Below are 19,252 nucleotides of genomic sequence, written 5' to 3'. Positions count from 1 at the left end.
ATGGATACAAAGGAATACATAGCATCAGGTATCTTGGAACTTTACGTTGCAGGTACTCTTTCCGAATTAGAAAATTTGGAAGTGTATCTAAATGCGGAAAAGTACCCTGAGATAAAAAAGGAAATAGAGGCCATTGAAGCTTCCGTCCTGTCATTGACGAGAACAGTTTCTCCCGGGACAATAGGTTTTGATGATATCCGTAATAGGATGGACATGGAAGGTTTCCCCCTTACCGAGGGAACAAAGAATAAAGTTGGTTGGACAGCCTATTTGGGCTGGGCAGTATCCTTAATATTCATGGCAGGATTAATATGGTTGTACGAACAGAACAACCAACTAATATCAGATATTGAAGTGGTTTCTTTACAAAATATTACTTTGGAGCAACAGATTGCCGATTCTGAGATTTCATTGGCCAAAAAAGACGAATTGCTCGCGACCATTCGTGATAAAAATATTACTGTGGTGCCATTGGGAGGACAAACGGTATCACCAACCTCCTACGCAAAAGCGTATTGGAACAAGCACGAAAAGAAAGTATTTATAGATGCCCAAGGTTTACCTGATCCCCCAGATGGATTTGTCTACCAGGTGTGGTCCTTAAAATTAAATCCATTGAGACCGACCAGCATGGGACTGTTAGAGGATTTTGTTGAGGATGATAATAAGGTATTTGCCTTGGCCAACCCCAATGAATCTGAAGCATTTGGTATAACATTGGAACCAGCTGGCGGTAGTGCCGCTCCAAATTTGGAGCAACTCTATACCTTAGGGGTGGCCACCTCCTAGAAAATGGGAGTATACGAAGATCAATTATTATTAAATAAGGTTTGTGGGAGTTGGACTTCCACAAACCTTATTTAATTCCCGATTTGTAATTATTGCGAATTTTTCACCCCATAATATATTTTCTGCGAGCTTCATGAATTTTGGGGCATTATAACCTTGGACCAATCCAATTTATTCAATTGCATTAATTGCAACCTACTATATTACCCGCTTTCCAGAATGTCCATGCCCGATACCAATTCGAAATTGATCGATTAAGTTATAAATGAATCAAAAATGTAATTATTTGAATGAATTACACCATTGTCATACCTAAAAAGAGTCTAATCTTGATAAAGGAAATTAACTAATAAAGAATATTATTATGACACGGACACTTTATAACAGATTAGGAGAATTAAAGGGAATTACGAAATTGGTTGATGATGTAGTAAATCTACACATGAACAACCCACATGTAAGTCCAAGATTTACACCTTATAAAGATCAACCAGAACGACTGATGACCATTAAACAACATACGGTCCATTTTTTTTGTGCAGGTGCGGGTGGTCCCCAAGAATACAAAGGTAGAGATTTGGTTACTACCCATAAAGGCATGAATATTTCAGAACAAGAGTTTTTGGCTGTTGTAGATGATATATTGGAAGCCATGGATAAAAATAAATATGGGGATGAAGACAAAAAAGATGTTCTGGCGATTCTCTATTCACTTAAAGGAGGCGTCATCCGGTTATAATTGGACATACGATAAAACAGCTAGATCAACATATAATTGAAGTCTATACGTGAATGAGCATTTAACATTTAAGCCATGTTTAGTTTCATTTCAGGATTTTTTATAAAAAAACGCCAATGATGCCATAGAAATGAATTTCAAATAATACAGGTTTTAAACTTTTACCTATATTAGATGCTTAGTACAATGTGATTGTTTTTTAATCCCGAAGTCGACAAACAACCCTTTCTTTAAGGATGTGAAAAATAATTGCTTAAACATTTAAACAATTTTAGGTATGAGTAAAATTTGTACATCCGCACTGGTATGTTCTCTAATGATTATGGGCTGTAAGTCCCCTACTCCAATTGAATCCGACCCGAATATTTTGGTCAAAGATGGTTTTGTAGTTGAAAAATTATACAGTCCACGTGATATGGACCAAGGGTCCTGGGTATCTATCACCAAAGATGATAAGGGTCGTTTTATTACCTCGGACCAATATGGAGCTTTATACTACGTAGAAGTACCTGAAATTGGTTCGAAGGAGAAAATTAAGGTTGATTCCATTCCTTTGAATATAGGTAATGCACATGGACTACTATGGGCATATAATAGCCTTTATGTAATGTCCAATTCGGATAATCAGGAGGAAAGCGGCTTGTATAAAATAACGGACTCCGATGCCGATGGCACCTTGGACAAGGTGGACTTTTTATACCAATTTGTGGGTCGAGGCGAGCATGGTCCACATGGAATTATATTGGGCCCTGATGGATATATTTATATGTCAGGGGGTAATCATACCCTATTGCCAAAAACCTTTAATTCCATTCAAAAACCTATTTGGGAAGAGGACCAACTTTTTGATGCCATTAAAGATCCAAGAGGTCATGCCAATGACGTGGTGGCACCCGGAGGTTGGGTTGCAAGAACCGATAAAGATGGCAAGGAATTAACTGTTATTGCAACTGGCTTTAGAAATGCCTATGACCTGGCCTTTAACACGGACGGGGAACTTTTTACTTTTGATTCCGATATGGAATGGGACATGGGGTCCCCTTGGTATAGACCCATTAGAGTGTGCCATATAACCAATGGTTCGGAATTTGGGTGGAGAACAGGCTCTGGTAAATGGCCTGCGTATTACCCTGATAACGTACCCGGTATAGTGGACATAGGACAAGGCTCTCCTACAGGAGTCTTAGCTGGAAACACCTTGGCCTTTCCTGAATATTACAAAAACGGACTTTTTGTGTTCGACTGGAGTTTTGGAACCATGTACTTTATTTCAATGGCACCGGATGGGGCCACTTATAAAGGCACCAAGGAAGAATTTTTATCAGGGGCTTCCCTCCCTTTGACAGATGGAGTTGCCGGGGATGATGGCGCCATGTATTTTCTTACCGGTGGCAGAAGATTGGAGTCCGGAATGTACCGCGTATTCTTCAATGGAGAGGATAAGGCCAAGGATGTTACGGGCACGCCCGTTAATGAAGAACAAAATCTTAGAAGAAAACTGGAGTCATTTGCATCGGAAGAGAAAGGGGATTTAGATCTTATTTGGTCTTCCCTACAACATGCGGACAGGCGAATTAGATATGCGGCCAGAGTAGCTTTGGAATACCAGGATACACAACTGATTCAAAAAAGGCTTGTTGCCGAAAACAGTCCTTCCATTTTAATTCAAAGTGCTATTGCCCTGGCGAGGATAGGAAATCAGGATAATAAGGTAATGGCCATGAAAAAATTAATGGACATATCTTTCCCTGACTTAACAACTAATCTAAAAACAGATTTTATTAGGGCATGTGATCTTTTATTTATTAGAGGAGAGTTTAACAAGGATGTAAAATCCGAAATATCCAAAAAATTAGATCCCCACTACCCTACCCAGAGCAATCAGGTGAACAGGGAAATGGTACAATTATTGGCTTATGTGGAAGATCCTTCGGTTGTTGCAAAAACAATGAAGTTATTGGACACTTTGGCCCAGACCAAAAAAATAACGACCATAATAGAAAAGGATGTAACCGGACGTAGTGAGCAATATGGAGGAACCATTGAACGTATGAAATCCAATACTCCTCCTGCAGAGCTAATACATTATGTAAAAGCGTTAAGCTATGCCCCTAATGGATGGACCAAAGCGTTAAGGGAAAAATATTTCACTTATTATTCCAGACTATTCGCAGCCAACGGAGGTGAAAGTTATTCAGGGTTCTTATTAAAAATAAGGGAAAATGCACTGGTGCACGTGCCACAGGCTGAAAGGGAGAACCTGTTGGCTTTATCCGGTGAAGAATTAATTCAGTTGAACAGTACGGATTTGGCGGACCTACCACACCCTAAAGGCCCTGGTAAAAACTGGTCCACAGCTGAAATAGTTAAACTTTACAATGCTGCGGGAGACAATGGGGATTTGAAAAACGGTGAGGATATGTATAAAGCCGTGCTCTGCAGCTCATGCCATGGTCTTAATGGAACGGGCGCCAGCATAGGGCCCGATCTAACACAGGTAACTACGCGTTTTTCCCCTAAAGATATTGCCGAAGCAATCGTTAATCCCAATAAGACCATTTCGGACCAATATGAGGCAGTGGAAATAACCATGAACGATGAAAAAAGTCATTGGGGAAGAGTTATCAACGAAACCAATGATACCATCATTATCAATGAAAATCCATTAAACCCAAAACAACTGACAAAGTTGATCAAGGCCGATATTAAGACGCAGGAAGTTTCCAAAAGATCGGCCATGATGCCTTCTTTATTGAATAGATTGAATGAAAAGGAAATTGTTGACCTGTTTTCTTTCCTGAAATCACAGTCAAGAAAATCAGAACTTCAGTAATTCCGATGTAGCAATACTGGTGGTAGGAAAAATACTACGTATTAATGTTCGTAAATGGTCCCGATCAATATCGGGACCATTTTTTTTCCATAATAGATATAATGGCGTCCACAGTATAAGCATTCCAATTCTGATTAGATGGGAATCGAACTCAAAATAATTGAAAACCTATGAAATTTTACTAATTATTATTCCTACAAATTTCTAGACCTTTGTTTAGTTTAACACCCCAATATTCAATAATATGAACCAATCCATTAATTTCAGAGGAATCATTGGCTGCATTATTATGTTATTTTTCTACTCGTTGCCAGCACAGGATGCTAAAATTTATAATGACCCCAATAGTTACGAAAACAGCAAAAGAGCCGACAAGTACCAACAACTTCTAAAATTGGGATATAAGGAAAATGAAATATGTGAAGACTTAGGCAATGCCAACTTTTTGGTAGAGAATTACCAAGAAGCCATATTTTGGTATAAAAAATTGATTGATACAAACCCCAGTACTACGGTAAAGGCAGGTTATTATGAAAGATACCTTTTCGCTCTTAAAAAAATAAGATCTACCGTCCACGAAAGTACCTCTCAGGATAAAGACTGGCTTGCCCAGATTAAAGTGGACTATCAAATAAACAACAGGCCCGTGGAAAGTACCATTCTTCCTGAAAAGGAAGGTAAATATCGAGATTTCAATTTTCAACAGAGCCAAGAATCAGTGGTTTCGCAGGAATTGACATTGGAAGATTTAGGTCTGGAAAATGAGTTGGCATCCAATATTGAGGACAAGCAGAATTTTAAATTTGCATACAATGCCCCAATCGCAATGACTGAAGATGGTAGTACCGCATATTTTAGCAAGGCCGTCTATACAAAACCATTATATGGGGTACTTTCAAAAAAGGAAGTGGTACACAGAATATACAAGGCCAATAAGGTAAATGGAAAATGGGAAAACGTAAAGGAAGTTGTGTTGGCACCCAAACATTACTCGGCCATTCACCCTACTGTTTCACCAGACGGAAAAAGATTGTTCTTTGCCTCCAACATGCCCGGTACCTTTGGCAAATATGACATTTATGTGGCGGACATTCAAAGGGACGGCTCTTTTGGTTCGGCTAAAAATCTAGGTCAAAAAGTTAACACGGACGACAATGACCTATATCCTAAGATAATAGGGGGGTCTTCCCTAGTTTTTGCATCCGAAGGAAGACAAGGTCTTGGTGGACTTGACGTATACATGGTGCAAGTTGACCATAAAAAAGTAGGCACCTCTGTCAACCTGGGGTCGGACATCAATAGTATTGAAGATGACTTTTCAATTTTACTAACAGGAAAAAACGGAATGGGCTACGTTATGTCCAACAGAGGTGAAAGCAAAAGTATTCCTCAACGAGTGGCATTCACATATTCAAAGGAAAAAAGGGAAAGGTTATTGGAAAAAAAACAATTCAATATTTTAGAATCGATCAATGACAATTCACAAATTAATTATTCAAATACTGTTTTTGAGGAGTAAATCCAATTTCAATTATATACATTTAAATCTAATGAACTAGCTTCGGCCTAACAAAACTATGATAAATTACTAGTAAGATTTTACTTACAAAATACTACTTTGGTCCTCAGTAAATTTTGGACTAATTCTAGTACACTTTTCTGAAGCCCCGACCAGGTTCGTGGTCAACTTAAGATGAATGATCCAAGTTAACCGAGAGACACCCCATATATGATTATAAGGAACACATTATGATCGGAATAACATAAATCTCCCCCCTTGGATGAACTGCAGAGTTGCCATATTTAACAAGGTTAACTTCCTTATATTTGTTTGCATTCTGCTCTGCGAAACCACTATTTATTGTCAAGAAATTAATTCGGACTTTAGTTCAAACACCTCCTATCACAATCAACTGGTATTCAATCGATTTCTAATTCATCCTGCCTTCTCATTGGTAAGGGAGAATAAATCTTACCTAAATATCCTCCACAGGAACCAGTATGCCACCTTTGCTGATAACAATCAGAACTATTTTCTAGGATTTAGCAACAAAATCAATGATAATGCAGCAGTTGGTATTGGGGTCTATACCCATTTGGAAGGTGTTATGCAAGAATTTGGTCTTAATGCCAACTATGCCAACTCAACCCAACTAAGCAAAAAGAGTGCATTGACTTTTGGTGTAAATATCACCTATATAAATCAGGGGATAGATAAGAATCGGGTTATTGCCTTGGAGAATGACCCCACGATAATGGATGCCAGAAAAGAAACCAAGTTGGCCGTTCAACCAGGGATAGCCCTATCAATTGGGCAAATTGATTTTGGATTGTATGCGGAAAATCTACTCAGCTATAATCAGACCACAAATAGCATAGTAACAGAATTTAGTGAAAAGACCTTAAAAGCTTCACTACAATATACGTATATAGTGAATGCCCGCAGGGGTTTATTTTCCGAGGCCAGAATTATGCCTCTCATACAATTGCACAGCAAGGAGGAAGCCAATTTTTCCTTCATGGGTTCCGTATTGGTGGATCTGCCCGAGTATGGTTGGCTACAGACCACCTTGGACAACAGATATGGACTATCCCTTGGTCTTGGATTTAATCTTAGCAAAAAGATATCCATTGGGTATGTATTTGAAAAGAAGTTTTTGGAGTACGGGGCCAGCCTTGGCTGGAATCATGAAATAACCCTGGCCTATACCTTTAAAAACAATACTTCCCATCCAAGAAATTACATAGCAAAATCCCGTTCCAGAAAGCCGTCAAAACCCAAGTATGACAAAATTGAAGTTCAGACAAGGAGATATGAGGGACAAATAGCCAAGTTAAATGCCAAAATAAAAAAGAGCGAAACACCTCAAAGAAAATTACCATCTCAGAAGCAACTGGCATCAGCGGATTTACCCCAAGAAAAAGGTTCTGGTGCCCAAATGCTTAGGCTATCAGATGAAAACAACGATTGTGATTGTCAAAATTCACTGGCGTATGAAAATCATTTACTTTTAAAAGAACTCGTAAAAAATAAAAGCGCCAATGACCATATTATAAATCTAACGGTCAACACAGGTACAAATGGTACTACAGGTACTTCCGCCTATACAAGTGTGACCGAAAAAAGTGATGGATGCCAAAATACCCTTGCCTCTGAAAATCGTTTGATATTGGATGGATTGATCCTAAGGCAGGACTCCTTGGAAACCGCGAACAAAATTGAGATTGAAAAGAGGTTCAATATGCTGGTACATATCATAAAGGATGAAATAAAACAAAATATGAAATCCGATATTCAAAAATCAAACAATGCACAATACGAAACAGCTGTGGCGGATATTCAAGAAAAAAAGATCTACCGTATAAATAATGCCGAACGTAAAGAATTTGCAAAATTACCAATAAGGATGGAACAGCATGCAGGTATAACTGGAGTGAAATCTGGATATTATTTGATAGCCAATGTATATAAGAACAAGGAAAACGTAGATTCCTTTATAAAGGATTTGAACAATCAGGGCGTAGGCGCAAAGCAATTTTTTAATAAGGAGAATGGACTGTACTATGTATATTTAGCTGATTATAATAAGAAGAATGACGCCGAAATGGCCTACACCTCGGATTTGGACGGGAAATATCAAAACGATAAATGGATTATGAAGGTTTATAACAACCCCGCTACCGCCGAGAATTTATACGAAGACGAGGATGAACTCAATGACCGCTTCGAATAATATTTACCCTATTTAATGCGCATTGAAATGGACAATAAAAATGAAATCCATCCTGTCGTCATAATCAAAGAAATAATAAGCAAACCCCTACAATTCCACTTTTCCTACACTCACTTTTTCTTGGCTAAGGGGAAAAATTTTAGGCCATAAAATTTCAAAATGCATAATTAATTGTAGTTTACTAAGAATCAACCCCTTATATATTTAATCAGAATACTTCAGTAAAAATGATATTTTTTTAATAATAATTCATAATAACCCAATCAAAATTATTTTGTAGGAAAATTCGTCATTTTTATTTAGGTTTTTTAAATATAATTTCTATATTTAACTTTTATTAACAAAATTTTAAGCTTTGAAAGTAAAAAATGCAATCGGCACATAATCTTAAGATGAACCTACGCTCTTAATTTGTGTCCCATCGCTAAGTAATTGATCATTAAAATAATTAAACAGAAAGAGTAGCTACTAATCAAATAATCCCAAGTCCCAAATCATGAAATCCTACATTGACCTAACAAAAAAGCAGGATCAATTTACCTGTGATCAAAAAGGAGAAGGAAAAAATGTCCTCCCCTTATCTTATACGGGAACCCTACAATTCAATAAAAATAACAACTGGTCCTTTTTAACAAGTTGCATAGGCTTAGGAGAATATTATGGACAGTGTTGGACAAGGAATTAAAGTATTCCTGTTCTTATAATTCAACTATGATTTATTTGGGCCAATGCACTTGATGGTTGTAATGGCAGTTTATATATACTGACCTAAGTGAATTATGACTTTGTAATTGGATTGAAATACCCATTGTCTTAAAAAAAGCACATTGTTCAATATAGAATTAGTAATGTTCCATTTGGGCCATAACCAAGTCCGTTCAAAATTAAAATACCAGTAAGAAATCCCCCAAACCCCACAAAATATGAATTCCAATATGCTGAAAATTATTGTAATAGACAACGACTTGTCTTTTCACAAGGCTTATCAATATTATTTTGAAACTTATAAAGATTATTCACTTGAAGGAGTATACGTTTCTGTAAAGGATGCGCTATTGGAGTATGACAGTGTTCTGCCCGATATTATTGTTTCCGAAGTTTCAATGCCCGAAGGTTGTGGTATTGAAGGAATTGGCCACTTTAGAAAAAAAGACCCCAAGGTTAAAATTATCATGGTAAGTGCCGAAAATGATTTTGAAATTGTAAAAAAGGCATTCAAAAATATGGCGAATGGCTACCTTACAAAACCTGTAGACATAAATAGTTTACACCGGGCCTTGAATGCCATAAAATACGAAGGAGCTACTATAAGCAATGATATTGCCAAAAAAATTATTTCAATGTTCCAAAGAAAATCGTATGCTTCGTTTTCAGAAAGGGAAAATGAGATAATCGATTATTTGAGCCAGGGCGCAACTTATAAAATAATTGCCAATAATTTATATGTTACCCCAAGTACCATAAACTTTCATATTCAGAATATTTATTTAAAATTGAATGTCAACTCAAAATCGGAGGCCCTGAATAAATTAAGGGAATTGGAACATTCCGGAAATTTAATTTAAACGAATCGTCTTTATAAGGTTAAACAACTACTCTTAATAATATCGGTAATTCTTTCAGGAAGCCAAAACAAGCTTTTGCCAATGATGGTGTATTGTTGAAAAGGTTAAATGAGTCTCAAATTTTTATAGGCTGTTAAAGCTCAATTCTCCGAAGACTTGGCAAAAAGTAACCATTATTCATATAAACCTAAAAAGGTGCCCTAAAGCACCTTAATATCCCTTACGTTATGTTATTCATTAAGAATTCATAGCCGATATAATGAATTCCTTAAATTCTTTTGAAATAGGAATCAGCGTATTGTTGATCAGAATATCCTTGGAGTTAATGGCATCGATATGATCCACGTTAACAATATAGGATTTATGTGCCCTATAAAATTTTTGTTGCGGTAATTTCTCCAAATAATCCTTTAGAGGAGAACGTACCAAAAACTTTTTATCCACTGTATTTACTTCCAAATATACGTTGTCCGCCTTTATGAACTGTATATCCCCAAACTGAATTCGATAATACAAATGTTGCTTTTTAACGAAAATTGAATCCTTCAATACTTTGTTGGACATTAACCTATCATCTTCCTCTTCCTGACTCTCTCCTGCCCCATTATTTTTTACGGAAATAAAGTTGGACAGTGCAATTTCAATGGAAGTATATAAATCCTGTTGCTCAAATGGCTTAACCAAATAGCCATTGGGCTTTACGGTCTTGGCATTTTCAACGGTGGCGCGATCCGAATTGGATGTTACAAAAATAAATGGGATGTTATAATTTTCCCGGATGTGCTTACCCAGGTCGATACCAGTTTTATCCGAGGCCAAAATTATGTCGATCAACACTAGATCAACTTCCTTATTTTTTAAAACCTCCACTGCCTGTTCGTAAACAATAACATTGTCTACGATTTCGTATCCAATCTCTTCCAACATCGATTGCATATCATCTGCAATAATCACGTTGTCCTCTACAATAAGAATTCTAATTGGTTGTTCCAAAGTGTATTTATTTGATTGGTTATTAACTCAAAATTACGAAAAATTATTAAAACTAAAATAAAAGAGAATTGCCAGTAAGAAAGTACTTAATGCCAACTTCTTTAATTCAGGGTCAAGTAGAACCGTATTCTTCAGATTCCACATTTTATTCAGATGTATAAATATAGGTACAAATGCCAACAAATGAATTGTATTTTTCCAATTATGAAAATTTACAATGGTAAAGGCCAACATGCTAACAAAACTGAATAATATTAGCAGCACATGATATCTTTTTCCGTTTTGTATTCCCATCTTAACGATCAAGGTATTTTTATTGGAAAGCCTATCCGATTCGTAATCCCTTAAATTATTAAGATTCAGTACCCCGGTACTTAACAGCCCAATGGCCATTGCCGGAAAAATGGTCATTGGATATAATGCCTTGGTATAGAGAAACATGGACCCCATTACCGCGAGCAATCCAAAAAATAGGAACACAAACAAATCCCCAAAGCCCTTATATCCGTAGGCCGAAGATCCAATAGTATATTTTATGGCTGCCCATATACTTAGAATTCCCAAGGTGCCAAAAATTAAACTGTACAAAAGGTTTTTAGTCCCAAATGAGAGGAACAACAGGGAAATAACCAAAATAGCACAAATAGCAATCGAAAAAAGTATGCCACTTTTAAGTTCGGTTCTAGACAATTGTCCACTTTGAAGAGCTCGCTTCGGTCCTACCCTATTTTCATTGTCGGTTCCTTTAACACCATCGCCATAGTCATTGGCGAAATTTGAAGTAACCTGAAATGCCACTGTAGTTAAAAGTGCGAATGCAAAAATATTCCAATGAAATTGCCCATAAAAACTTCCGAGGGCCGTACCAACCACTATTCCGGATAGCGAAAGAGGAAGTGTCCTCAATCTGGCCGCACTAATCCATGCTTTTATTTTAGGCAAATTAATACGGATCTTCTATTTCTACACGTTTACCTTCTTTGTAAGAGGCAACGAAAGCATCTTCAAAGCCCATTTTTACCAATTGAAACCTAAAGGATCTGGCTTCTTCCAAAGTTTCAAAATTACCCAAGGAATAAGAATAAAAGGGATTGGTTTTTGCGAAGATTGTATTGCTAAGCGACTCCGATGCAAGGGTTATATTATTGTCTACAAACGATTTAACCTGTACTGAATAGATCTTTTCTTTATCCAAGAATTTCTTGGCCAAATAAAACTCCTTTACCAGGCTAAGTTCTTCATTCTGCTCCTTAAGATTATCAATTCTCGCTTTTATGACATCCAAGCTATCTATAGATACCAGGAGATTATTTCTGAGGTTATTTCTATTTTCAAAATTGGATGATCTTATAAATCCAGCATTATAGGAGAAAACGGCCAAAGTGCCAATTAAAAAAAGTACGGTAACGCTACCAAATAGGTTGCGCTGTATCTTGCTTCGCTTTAATTCCTTGTTCTTGTATTTTATTTGATCCAATAGACGCTCATTAATGATTTGGGCCTTGTCTATATCTTTATGCAATTCCAATAAATCACTTTCCTCTATGAATGGCATAGTCTTATTTGTTTAGGGGATGAGTACTAAAATTAGTAAAAATAAATCGACTAATTAAGTTTTTAAACTTGCTTGTTGTAAAAGTAATAGTTTTTGTTGCAAAACGACAAATAAATAAAGCCAAAAATCTTTAAATTATTGAAATTCATTTCTTTAAAGTCCTTCATTTAAACAAAGCCATTTTTATATTAAGCGAATGCTATCCGACTTAATTTCTATTTTACGCTCTTTGTACAATGCTCCAACACCCTTTTTAAAAGTTTTCTTGCTCATCTGCAACATTCTCTTAATATCCTCAGGGTCAGATTTGTCGTGTAAATTTAAGACCCCCCCGTTGGAAACAAGTTTTTCATAAATTAGATTTGCCGCGGGCTCCAAACTTTTATACCCTATGGGCTGCAAGCTAACATCTATCTTATTGTCCGGTCTAATATTCTTGATATACCCCAATAATTTATCGCCAATGGATACTTTTTTAAAAACTTCGTTGGCGTAGACCAAACCTTTATGTTTATGGTTTATAATTACCTCCCATCCCAAATCGGTAAGTCTGGTAACCACTAGGTCAACCTGATCCAGTGCATTCACTGTTAAGTCATCATTGGACAAAAACCTATCCAACTTATTGGAAGCCACTAACCTATCCGTTTTTTCATCTAAATAACAGTATACAACATACCATTGACCTTCTTGCATTTTATTGCGCTGTTCCCTAAAAGGAACCAACAAATGCTTTTCCAATCCCCAATCCATAAAAGCACCGTATTCATTCACTTCTGCTACCTGAAGCAATTGAAACTGATCAACGGTGACAAATGGTATTAGTGTGGTGGCCACAATTCTCTCCTCATGATCCAAATAGCAAAAAACCTCTATGCGGTCACCTATCTCAAATTCTTCCGGCACATATTTATTAGGCAGCAATACATCATTATCTTCATCATCACCCAAAAAGAGACCCACTGTAGTATCCCTCAATATTTCCAAATTATTATATTTCCCAAGTGCTATCATAGCGCAAAAATACGTTTAAAAAGAATCTCTAAAAAAAAAAGCCGCTCTTTTTAAAAGAGCGGCTTTATATATAATTATTCACAGATTCTATTTCTTATAAACGGATTCCTTTTTAAAGTGTTTTGCCAACATATAATAAACCACTGCTCTGTGTTTACTCTTCACAGAACTACCATATTTATCGGTCACGCTTTTTATAGCATCCATTAATTGTGGGCTATCCTTCAAGCCAAGTTTTTTAATTAAGAAATTATTTTTAACCGTTTGTAATTCCTTGTCATCCGTGCCGGAAACTTTTGACGCATCCATGTTATAAATAGATGGCCCCAATCCAATGGTGACTTTGGTCAATAAATCCATATTAGGCGCTTCACCAAATTTATCCTTGATGTCGGCCGCATATTTTTCGATTAATTCGTCTCTTTTGCTCATAATTGCTAATATTCTTAATGATTAGGTTTATATTCTTCTAAGATATAAAATCAAAATAACTAAGCAAAATTTTGTCATTTAATAATCTAGGGGTTTTAATTTCCAATATTTTAGGTTTTTCGGACTTTTTATAAAAATCATCCAGGGCATTTTTTAAGTCGGTTTTATTCGAAACAGATTCAAATCCAAACCTATACATTTCAGCAATGGCCCTAATATCAATATTATGTGTTGTCTCGAAGAAGGTATTAAAATTACTGCTATCCTCTTTTCCGGGTAAAATCCTAAAAATGCCACCGCCGTCGTTATTGATGACAATAATCCTAAAATTCGGCTTAATATAGTTATTCCATAAACCATTGCTGTCATAGAGGAAACTTAGATCGCCCGTAACCAATAAGGTGGGATTCGCATCATATACTGAAGCGCCTACAGCGGTCGAAGTGCTTCCATCTATTCCGCTAGTCCCTCGGTTACAAAATACACTTATAGAGGGGTCCATTTCAAACAATTGGGCATATCTAACAGTAGAACTATTGGACAATTGTAATTGATAATTCCTGGGGACACTATCCAGAACATTATGGAACACCCACATATCCGAAAATACTATTCCCTCCAAGTACTCTTTTCTTTTCAACTTGTAATGAACCTTTTTATTTGACCAGTATGAATAGTAACCACTTTCCTTGAAGGAGTTACCTTCCAAAAGGTATTTTAAAAAATCGTTGGGATTGGTCTTAAAATGCTTGGTCAGACAAAAAAAGGTGTCGTTCGCCTTTTTTATATCTACATGCCAATGCAGTGAAGGAGAATATTCCCTTAAAAAGGCTTTTATTTTTTTTGATACAATGAGCCCCCCAAAAGTTAGAACTACTTCAGGCTGTAACATTTTAAACAATTCGTCCTTGTTGCCAGATTTCTCAATAGGTGCTATGATACTGTCTATATTGGGGAAAAATTTGGGGTGGAATAAATTGGAGGTACTTTCCGTAAATACTATAACCGATGGGTCATTCGCCAGTATTTCCAAATATTGCCGCTCCACTGCATTAGGTGGATTTACACCAACCAAAATCATTTTTCGAGAGGCGTTTTGCCATGCTTTATGGCAATCCTGCCATTCCTCTTCACTACTTTGTTTCTTTACATGTGTGAAATTAACTTCTGGTAAAGGAGCAGTCGAGTCAACCGTCTGATATAAAGGCTCTTCAAAAGGTATGTTTATATGTACAGGCGTAGAATAGGAAAAGGCTATATCCAAAGCCTTGTCAAGTTCTGAATCATTATACTTCTGTACCTGTGCCTGGGTTCGATCAACGCTATTATGTACCAATTGGCCTGGATCGTATTTCCGTATTTTATCGGTTGCGTGACTTACATCCTGCATAAGGTTTGCAGAATAACCAATATGGTTGATAAAAACATTTCCTTGCCTAATGGTTTGTCCGTCCCCAATATCCACCTTATAGAGCGGCCTGTCCGCAGAAAGAACAATTATGGGAATATCACTATAAAAAGCTTCGGCAATTGCGGGATAATAGTTTAATAATGCGCTACCTGAGGTGCACAAAACAATTGTAGGCTCCCTGAGCTGTTGAGCTATACCCAAGGCAAAAAATGCTGCACATCGCTCGTCCACGATACTAAAGCACTTAAAAAAAGGGTCTTCCGAAAAACTTATCGTCAAGGGCGCATTTCTTGACCCTGGAGAAATAATTATATTTCTTATGCCCCTTGCTTTGCAATGATAGACAACAGACTGTGCTGAAGGAATACTGGAATATTTCATTACTGCAAAAATACAACGCAGCTAATTCTAAAACCAATTGAATTTCTCTTTTTAGCCTACTTTAAAACTATATTCAACATGGTACTACTTTTATCTATTGTCTCCTGCCATTCCTTTTCTGGGACCGACCCACTGGTTATACCTCCGCCCACATAAATCTTTACTTTATTTCCCAAAATTTGCATGCATCGCAAATTCACGTATAATGAGGTTTTGTTCTTAATAGTCCTGTAAGCCCTATTTTCCTGATTTTTCCTAGTCGATGGCCTGCTTATTTCTTCCTTAAAATTTAATTCACCCAAATATCCGGTATAGTACTGTCTGTCATAATTCTCATTATTTAGGATAAACTCCTTGGCCTCCGTTTTTGGTACCCCACAAACGGCCGGGGTTGGATGTAGCGCGTTTATAATTTCTTCCAGACCTGATGAATTCATCTTGCCCGATACCGATGTTTTTATATGCCAAAGATTTCCTGCCTTAGCGGATATGGCTTCCGATACCAAAAGGGAAGAAACCTTATTCTCCAAGGAATCGCAGATGAATTGGGTTACCATATCTTGTTCCACCAACTCCTTATCTTGCCAATTGGGAACTTCTTCGCCATTATATAATTGAGTTCCCGCCAAGGACATGGTTTTGAATTGATCGTTCCTAGTTTCCAAAAATATTTCAGGGGTGGCTCCCAGCCACAGACCAACTTTAGGATGAAACCAGATGTAACAAAAAGCAGTTGTATATTGATGCAACAATTCCCTGAACAAATCAAAAGGTGACTTGGATATTTCCAATTCAATACTTCTGGAAAGAACTACTTTGTCAATTTTACCAGATTCAATTTTACATATCGCCTTATTAATTAATTCGAGATAAAAATCTTTATCACAGTCCTGATCTGGAAGAGGGATTATTGGGTTTTCAGAATACTTTGGATTCGATTCAAAAGCTTCAACGAAAGTCTCTTCGTTCTTAATTAAAACTGTAGGGCTTTGCGAATCGAACGGGGCAAAAACAAAACCACTTTCGGAATAGTCGTTCACATAATGCAATTCCTGGTCCCTTTGAAAAATAACCTTTACTTCAACCTCATTGGGCTTCCTATAAGCAACAAAGGGAAGACGACTATTGAACTGTTTACTAATTTGATCCAAAAAACTTAAAGACATACTATTTTCTAGGTAATGATATCGTAGATAATTTACAAATTGAAATTAAATTTCCTTCTGCATCCGTTACCTTAATATCCCAAATTTGCGTTGTACGCCCCTTATGTAGAACAACCGCCTTTGCAAAAACCTCACCTGCACGAATACTCTTGACATGATTGGCTGATATTTCCAATCCCCGAACAAAAAACTCCTTGGTGTCCAAAAAAATAAAACAGGCAGCACTTCCTACGCTTTCTGCTAGAGCCACAGTTGCTCCCCCATGCAAAACACCGTCCGGTTGGTGAACTTTAGGGCCAACGGGCATTTTGGCGAGCAAAAAATTTTCTCCCACATCAATATACTCTATCTCCAAGGTTTCCGCCAAAGTTCCCTTGCTGGACTCATTACAAATTCTGAGTATTTTTTCTTTGTATTCGTTCATGAATTAATTTTTCGTAAAATTAAGCATTAGAAATACAACTATTGTGTTACTTTATCCCTTATCTAAAATTTATGGAATCCCAAGAAAAGCATGTTTCGTATACGACTACCAATACTTATAGCACCTTGAATACGCTTACCAAGAACACCAAGAATGTCTGGATTATTTTTCATGGTATGGGATTTTTAAGCAAATACTTTCTTAAGTATTTTAACGGATTACCCAGTGAAGAAAACTATATTATAGCTCCACAGGCACCATCAAAATACTATTTGAACAAAGATTTTAAGCATGTTGGTGCCAGTTGGCTTACAAAAGTGGATAGGATTAGGGAAACGGAAAACGTACTGAGTTATATGGATAATCTGTATGCTTTGGAAAAAATCCCGGACCATTGCCAACTTATTATACTGGGATTTTCCCAAGGGGTATCAATCGCTACACGTTGGGTTGCGAATAGTAAAATCAGCTTTGACCAGTTGATAATATATGCAGGGGGAATTCCCGAAGAACTTACTCCCGAAGATTTTAAATTTTCAGAATCCAAAAATGCCAAGATAAAATTAGTAATTGGCAATAAGGACGAATTTATTACAGAAGCCCGACTGAAAAAGGAGCAAGAAAAAGTTGATAGCCTATTTTTTGGAAGAGCCCAATTAATTAAATTTGAAGGTGGACATGAAATTAAAAAAGAAATTCTAAACAACCTGATCAGATGAGAGTTCCTACCCCAACTCTGGAAAACGAATTTATAAAACTAACCCCATTAACTCTAAGTAATTACCATTTATTGTTGCCTATTGCCGGTCAAGAAAAGCTTGTTCAATACTCCCCTTCGGATATTGAATCTGCCGAAGCTTTAAAAAATTACGTAGAACAGGCTCTGGAGAAGGAAATGGATTGTTCTGCCATGCCCTTTATAATCTATGACAAAAAAACCTCAAGATACGCCGGGAGCACCCGATTTATGAACATTGACTACAAAAACAAAGTTCTTGAAATAGGCTCCACATGGATTGGGCGGGAATTTCAGGGTACGGGTCTAAATGGACAGGTAAAATTATTAATGCTCAATTACATATTTCATGAAATGCTTTTCGAAAAGGTTGAATTTAGAATTGATGAACGCAATATTCGTTCCCGTAAGGCAGTAGAAAAACTAGGTGCAAAATTAGAAGGTGTTTTACGTAAAAATGTTTACCTATTGGATGGATTCAAAAGAAATACCTGCTGCTACGGTATATTAAAGGAAGATTGGAGCGGATAAGGAGATTTAGCAACCGAGTTAATTGAACCATATTTATTTTTTGGTAACATCACAATTAAGAAAAAATTAAAAGTATTTTATCGTAAATTTATTCCCTCCCTTCTATAATAAAGAAGCTATTTAACTCCAAAGCTATTTAAGTGTAATGAAGAATTAGCGACTACCCTCCTAGCCAATTCATATCAGTTTAAATCTAGTTTTATGAACAATGGATTAAAACAATATGGATACTATTACGAAACTTTAAGGGAAAATAGCCTTTTCGGCGACCTTCACAACGACTCCCTTAAATCTCTCCTTGAAATTTCCAACAACCAGTTATGGCCAAAAAAAACATGTGTTCTGGACACAGACCATACATTGCATAAGTTTTACATTTTAATTTCTGGAAAGATAAAAGAGTACAATTATGAAAATGGCATTAATAGGGAGCTCATTCATTCCATATTGACAAAAAATGATTTTTTTAATGTATGTACCTTAATGAATGGTCATGCCAGCAGACTTTACTACGAAGTGTTGTCCTCGGCTGAACTGATTTGTATTCCCATGGATCAAATGCGCCTATGGATAAAGGAAAATCCTAAAATTATTGGGCCAATAATGAACTATCTGGTTAGAAAGACCGAGAAATTGGAGGACAAAGTATTCGACCTTTGTTCTATGGATACTTCCACCCGCCTGGCAAAATTATTGATCGAACATCTAAACAAGGAGACCAATAAAATTGAATTGATCAATGGGCTTACCAATAATATCCTTGCAGGTTTAATTGGTACTACAAGAGCCGTGCTTAATCGGCACCTCCAAGAATTTAAGGAAATTGGCATACTGAGAATTGATGGCGGAAATATAGAAATAATCGACTTGCCTCTTTTGTTACAAAAACGTCAATCCATTCCCAAACAGCCACATTCATAAAAAACTGCTTCTCCCAGGTTATCACAAA

Annotated in this window: 17 protein-coding genes; 9 read left to right on the top strand and 8 right to left on the bottom strand. The window is 36.7% G+C overall.

The window, feature by feature from the left end:
* From CWD91_RS11665 to CWD91_RS11635, 6 genes are all read left to right on the top strand, one after another.
* Positions 1–789: an anti-sigma factor gene (locus tag CWD91_RS11665; protein WP_103441136.1), complete on the top strand. Its 789-nt coding sequence runs from the start codon at positions 1–3 to the stop codon at positions 787–789.
* 364 nt (positions 790–1,153) lie between these two features.
* Positions 1,154–1,528, top strand: a complete 375-nt coding sequence (locus CWD91_RS11660) for a group I truncated hemoglobin (RefSeq protein WP_103441135.1) — start codon at positions 1,154–1,156, stop codon at positions 1,526–1,528.
* 277 nt (positions 1,529–1,805) lie between these two features.
* On the top strand, positions 1,806–4,361 hold the full coding sequence (locus tag CWD91_RS11655) for a c-type cytochrome (protein WP_103441134.1): 2,556 nt from the start codon (positions 1,806–1,808) through the stop codon (positions 4,359–4,361).
* A 244-nt stretch (positions 4,362–4,605) separates the two neighbouring features.
* Entirely contained in the window at positions 4,606–5,880 is a 1,275-nt protein-coding gene (locus CWD91_RS11650) for a TolB-like translocation protein (RefSeq protein WP_103441133.1), read from the top strand.
* 262 nt (positions 5,881–6,142) lie between these two features.
* A complete protein-coding gene (locus CWD91_RS11645; protein WP_103441132.1) occupies positions 6,143–8,095 on the top strand; it encodes a PorP/SprF family type IX secretion system membrane protein in 1,953 nt (650 codons plus the stop codon).
* A gap of 935 nt (positions 8,096–9,030) precedes the next feature.
* The gene (locus tag CWD91_RS11635) at positions 9,031–9,660 is read left to right on the top strand and encodes a response regulator transcription factor (protein ID WP_317045612.1); all 630 of its coding nucleotides are present in this window, start codon (positions 9,031–9,033) and stop codon (positions 9,658–9,660) included.
* Between the two features lie 237 nt (positions 9,661–9,897).
* Here CWD91_RS11635 and CWD91_RS11630 read toward each other — a convergent pair whose 3' ends face one another.
* The 8 genes from CWD91_RS11630 to CWD91_RS11595 form a co-directional block, all read right to left on the bottom strand.
* The gene (locus tag CWD91_RS11630; protein ID WP_103441129.1) at positions 9,898–10,653 is read right to left on the bottom strand and encodes a LytR/AlgR family response regulator transcription factor; all 756 of its coding nucleotides are present in this window, start codon (positions 10,651–10,653) and stop codon (positions 9,898–9,900) included.
* A gap of 33 nt (positions 10,654–10,686) precedes the next feature.
* Entirely contained in the window at positions 10,687–11,595 is a 909-nt protein-coding gene (gene menA, locus CWD91_RS11625) for a 1,4-dihydroxy-2-naphthoate octaprenyltransferase (RefSeq protein WP_103441128.1), read from the bottom strand.
* Between the two features lies 1 nt (position 11,596).
* Positions 11,597–12,208 (bottom strand): SPOR domain-containing protein, encoded by a 612-nt coding sequence (locus tag CWD91_RS11620; RefSeq protein WP_103441127.1) that lies wholly within the window; start codon positions 12,206–12,208, stop codon positions 11,597–11,599.
* A gap of 183 nt (positions 12,209–12,391) precedes the next feature.
* On the bottom strand, positions 12,392–13,222 hold the full coding sequence (locus tag CWD91_RS11615; RefSeq protein WP_103441126.1) for a CvfB family protein: 831 nt from the start codon (positions 13,220–13,222) through the stop codon (positions 12,392–12,394).
* An 87-nt stretch (positions 13,223–13,309) separates the two neighbouring features.
* Entirely contained in the window at positions 13,310–13,654 is a 345-nt protein-coding gene (locus CWD91_RS11610; protein WP_103441125.1) for a DUF2853 family protein, read from the bottom strand.
* A gap of 37 nt (positions 13,655–13,691) precedes the next feature.
* Positions 13,692–15,446 carry a 2-succinyl-5-enolpyruvyl-6-hydroxy-3-cyclohexene-1-carboxylic-acid synthase gene (menD, locus tag CWD91_RS11605; RefSeq protein WP_103441124.1) on the bottom strand — a complete coding sequence of 585 codons (1,755 nt, stop codon included), beginning with the start codon at positions 15,444–15,446 and terminating at the stop codon, positions 13,692–13,694.
* Positions 15,447–15,502: 56 nt separating this feature from the next.
* Positions 15,503–16,612: a chorismate-binding protein gene (locus CWD91_RS11600; RefSeq protein ID WP_103441123.1), complete on the bottom strand. Its 1,110-nt coding sequence runs from the start codon at positions 16,610–16,612 to the stop codon at positions 15,503–15,505.
* Position 16,613: 1 nt separating this feature from the next.
* Positions 16,614–17,036, bottom strand: coding sequence for a PaaI family thioesterase (locus CWD91_RS11595; RefSeq protein ID WP_103441122.1), 423 nt, complete (start codon positions 17,034–17,036; stop codon positions 16,614–16,616).
* 71 nt (positions 17,037–17,107) lie between these two features.
* Between CWD91_RS11595 and CWD91_RS11590 the strand changes: the two genes are divergently transcribed.
* The 3 genes from CWD91_RS11590 (at position 17,108) to CWD91_RS11580 (ending at position 19,224) form a co-directional block, all read left to right on the top strand.
* Positions 17,108–17,755: an alpha/beta hydrolase gene (locus tag CWD91_RS11590; RefSeq protein ID WP_103441121.1), complete on the top strand. Its 648-nt coding sequence runs from the start codon at positions 17,108–17,110 to the stop codon at positions 17,753–17,755.
* Entirely contained in the window at positions 17,752–18,303 is a 552-nt protein-coding gene (locus tag CWD91_RS11585) for a GNAT family N-acetyltransferase (protein WP_103441120.1), read from the top strand. Before CWD91_RS11590 ends, CWD91_RS11585 begins: the two co-directional genes overlap by 4 nt.
* Positions 18,304–18,504: 201 nt before the next feature.
* A complete protein-coding gene (locus CWD91_RS11580; RefSeq protein WP_103441119.1) occupies positions 18,505–19,224 on the top strand; it encodes a Crp/Fnr family transcriptional regulator in 720 nt (239 codons plus the stop codon).
* Positions 19,225–19,252: the final 28 nt, after the last annotated feature.

The organism is Arenibacter hampyeongensis, assembly GCF_002909255.1.
GTDB lineage: Bacteria > Bacteroidota > Bacteroidia > Flavobacteriales > Flavobacteriaceae > Arenibacter > Arenibacter hampyeongensis.
Note: the sequence above shows the minus strand (reverse complement) of the source record. Positions and strands in the feature narration are given on the sequence as shown.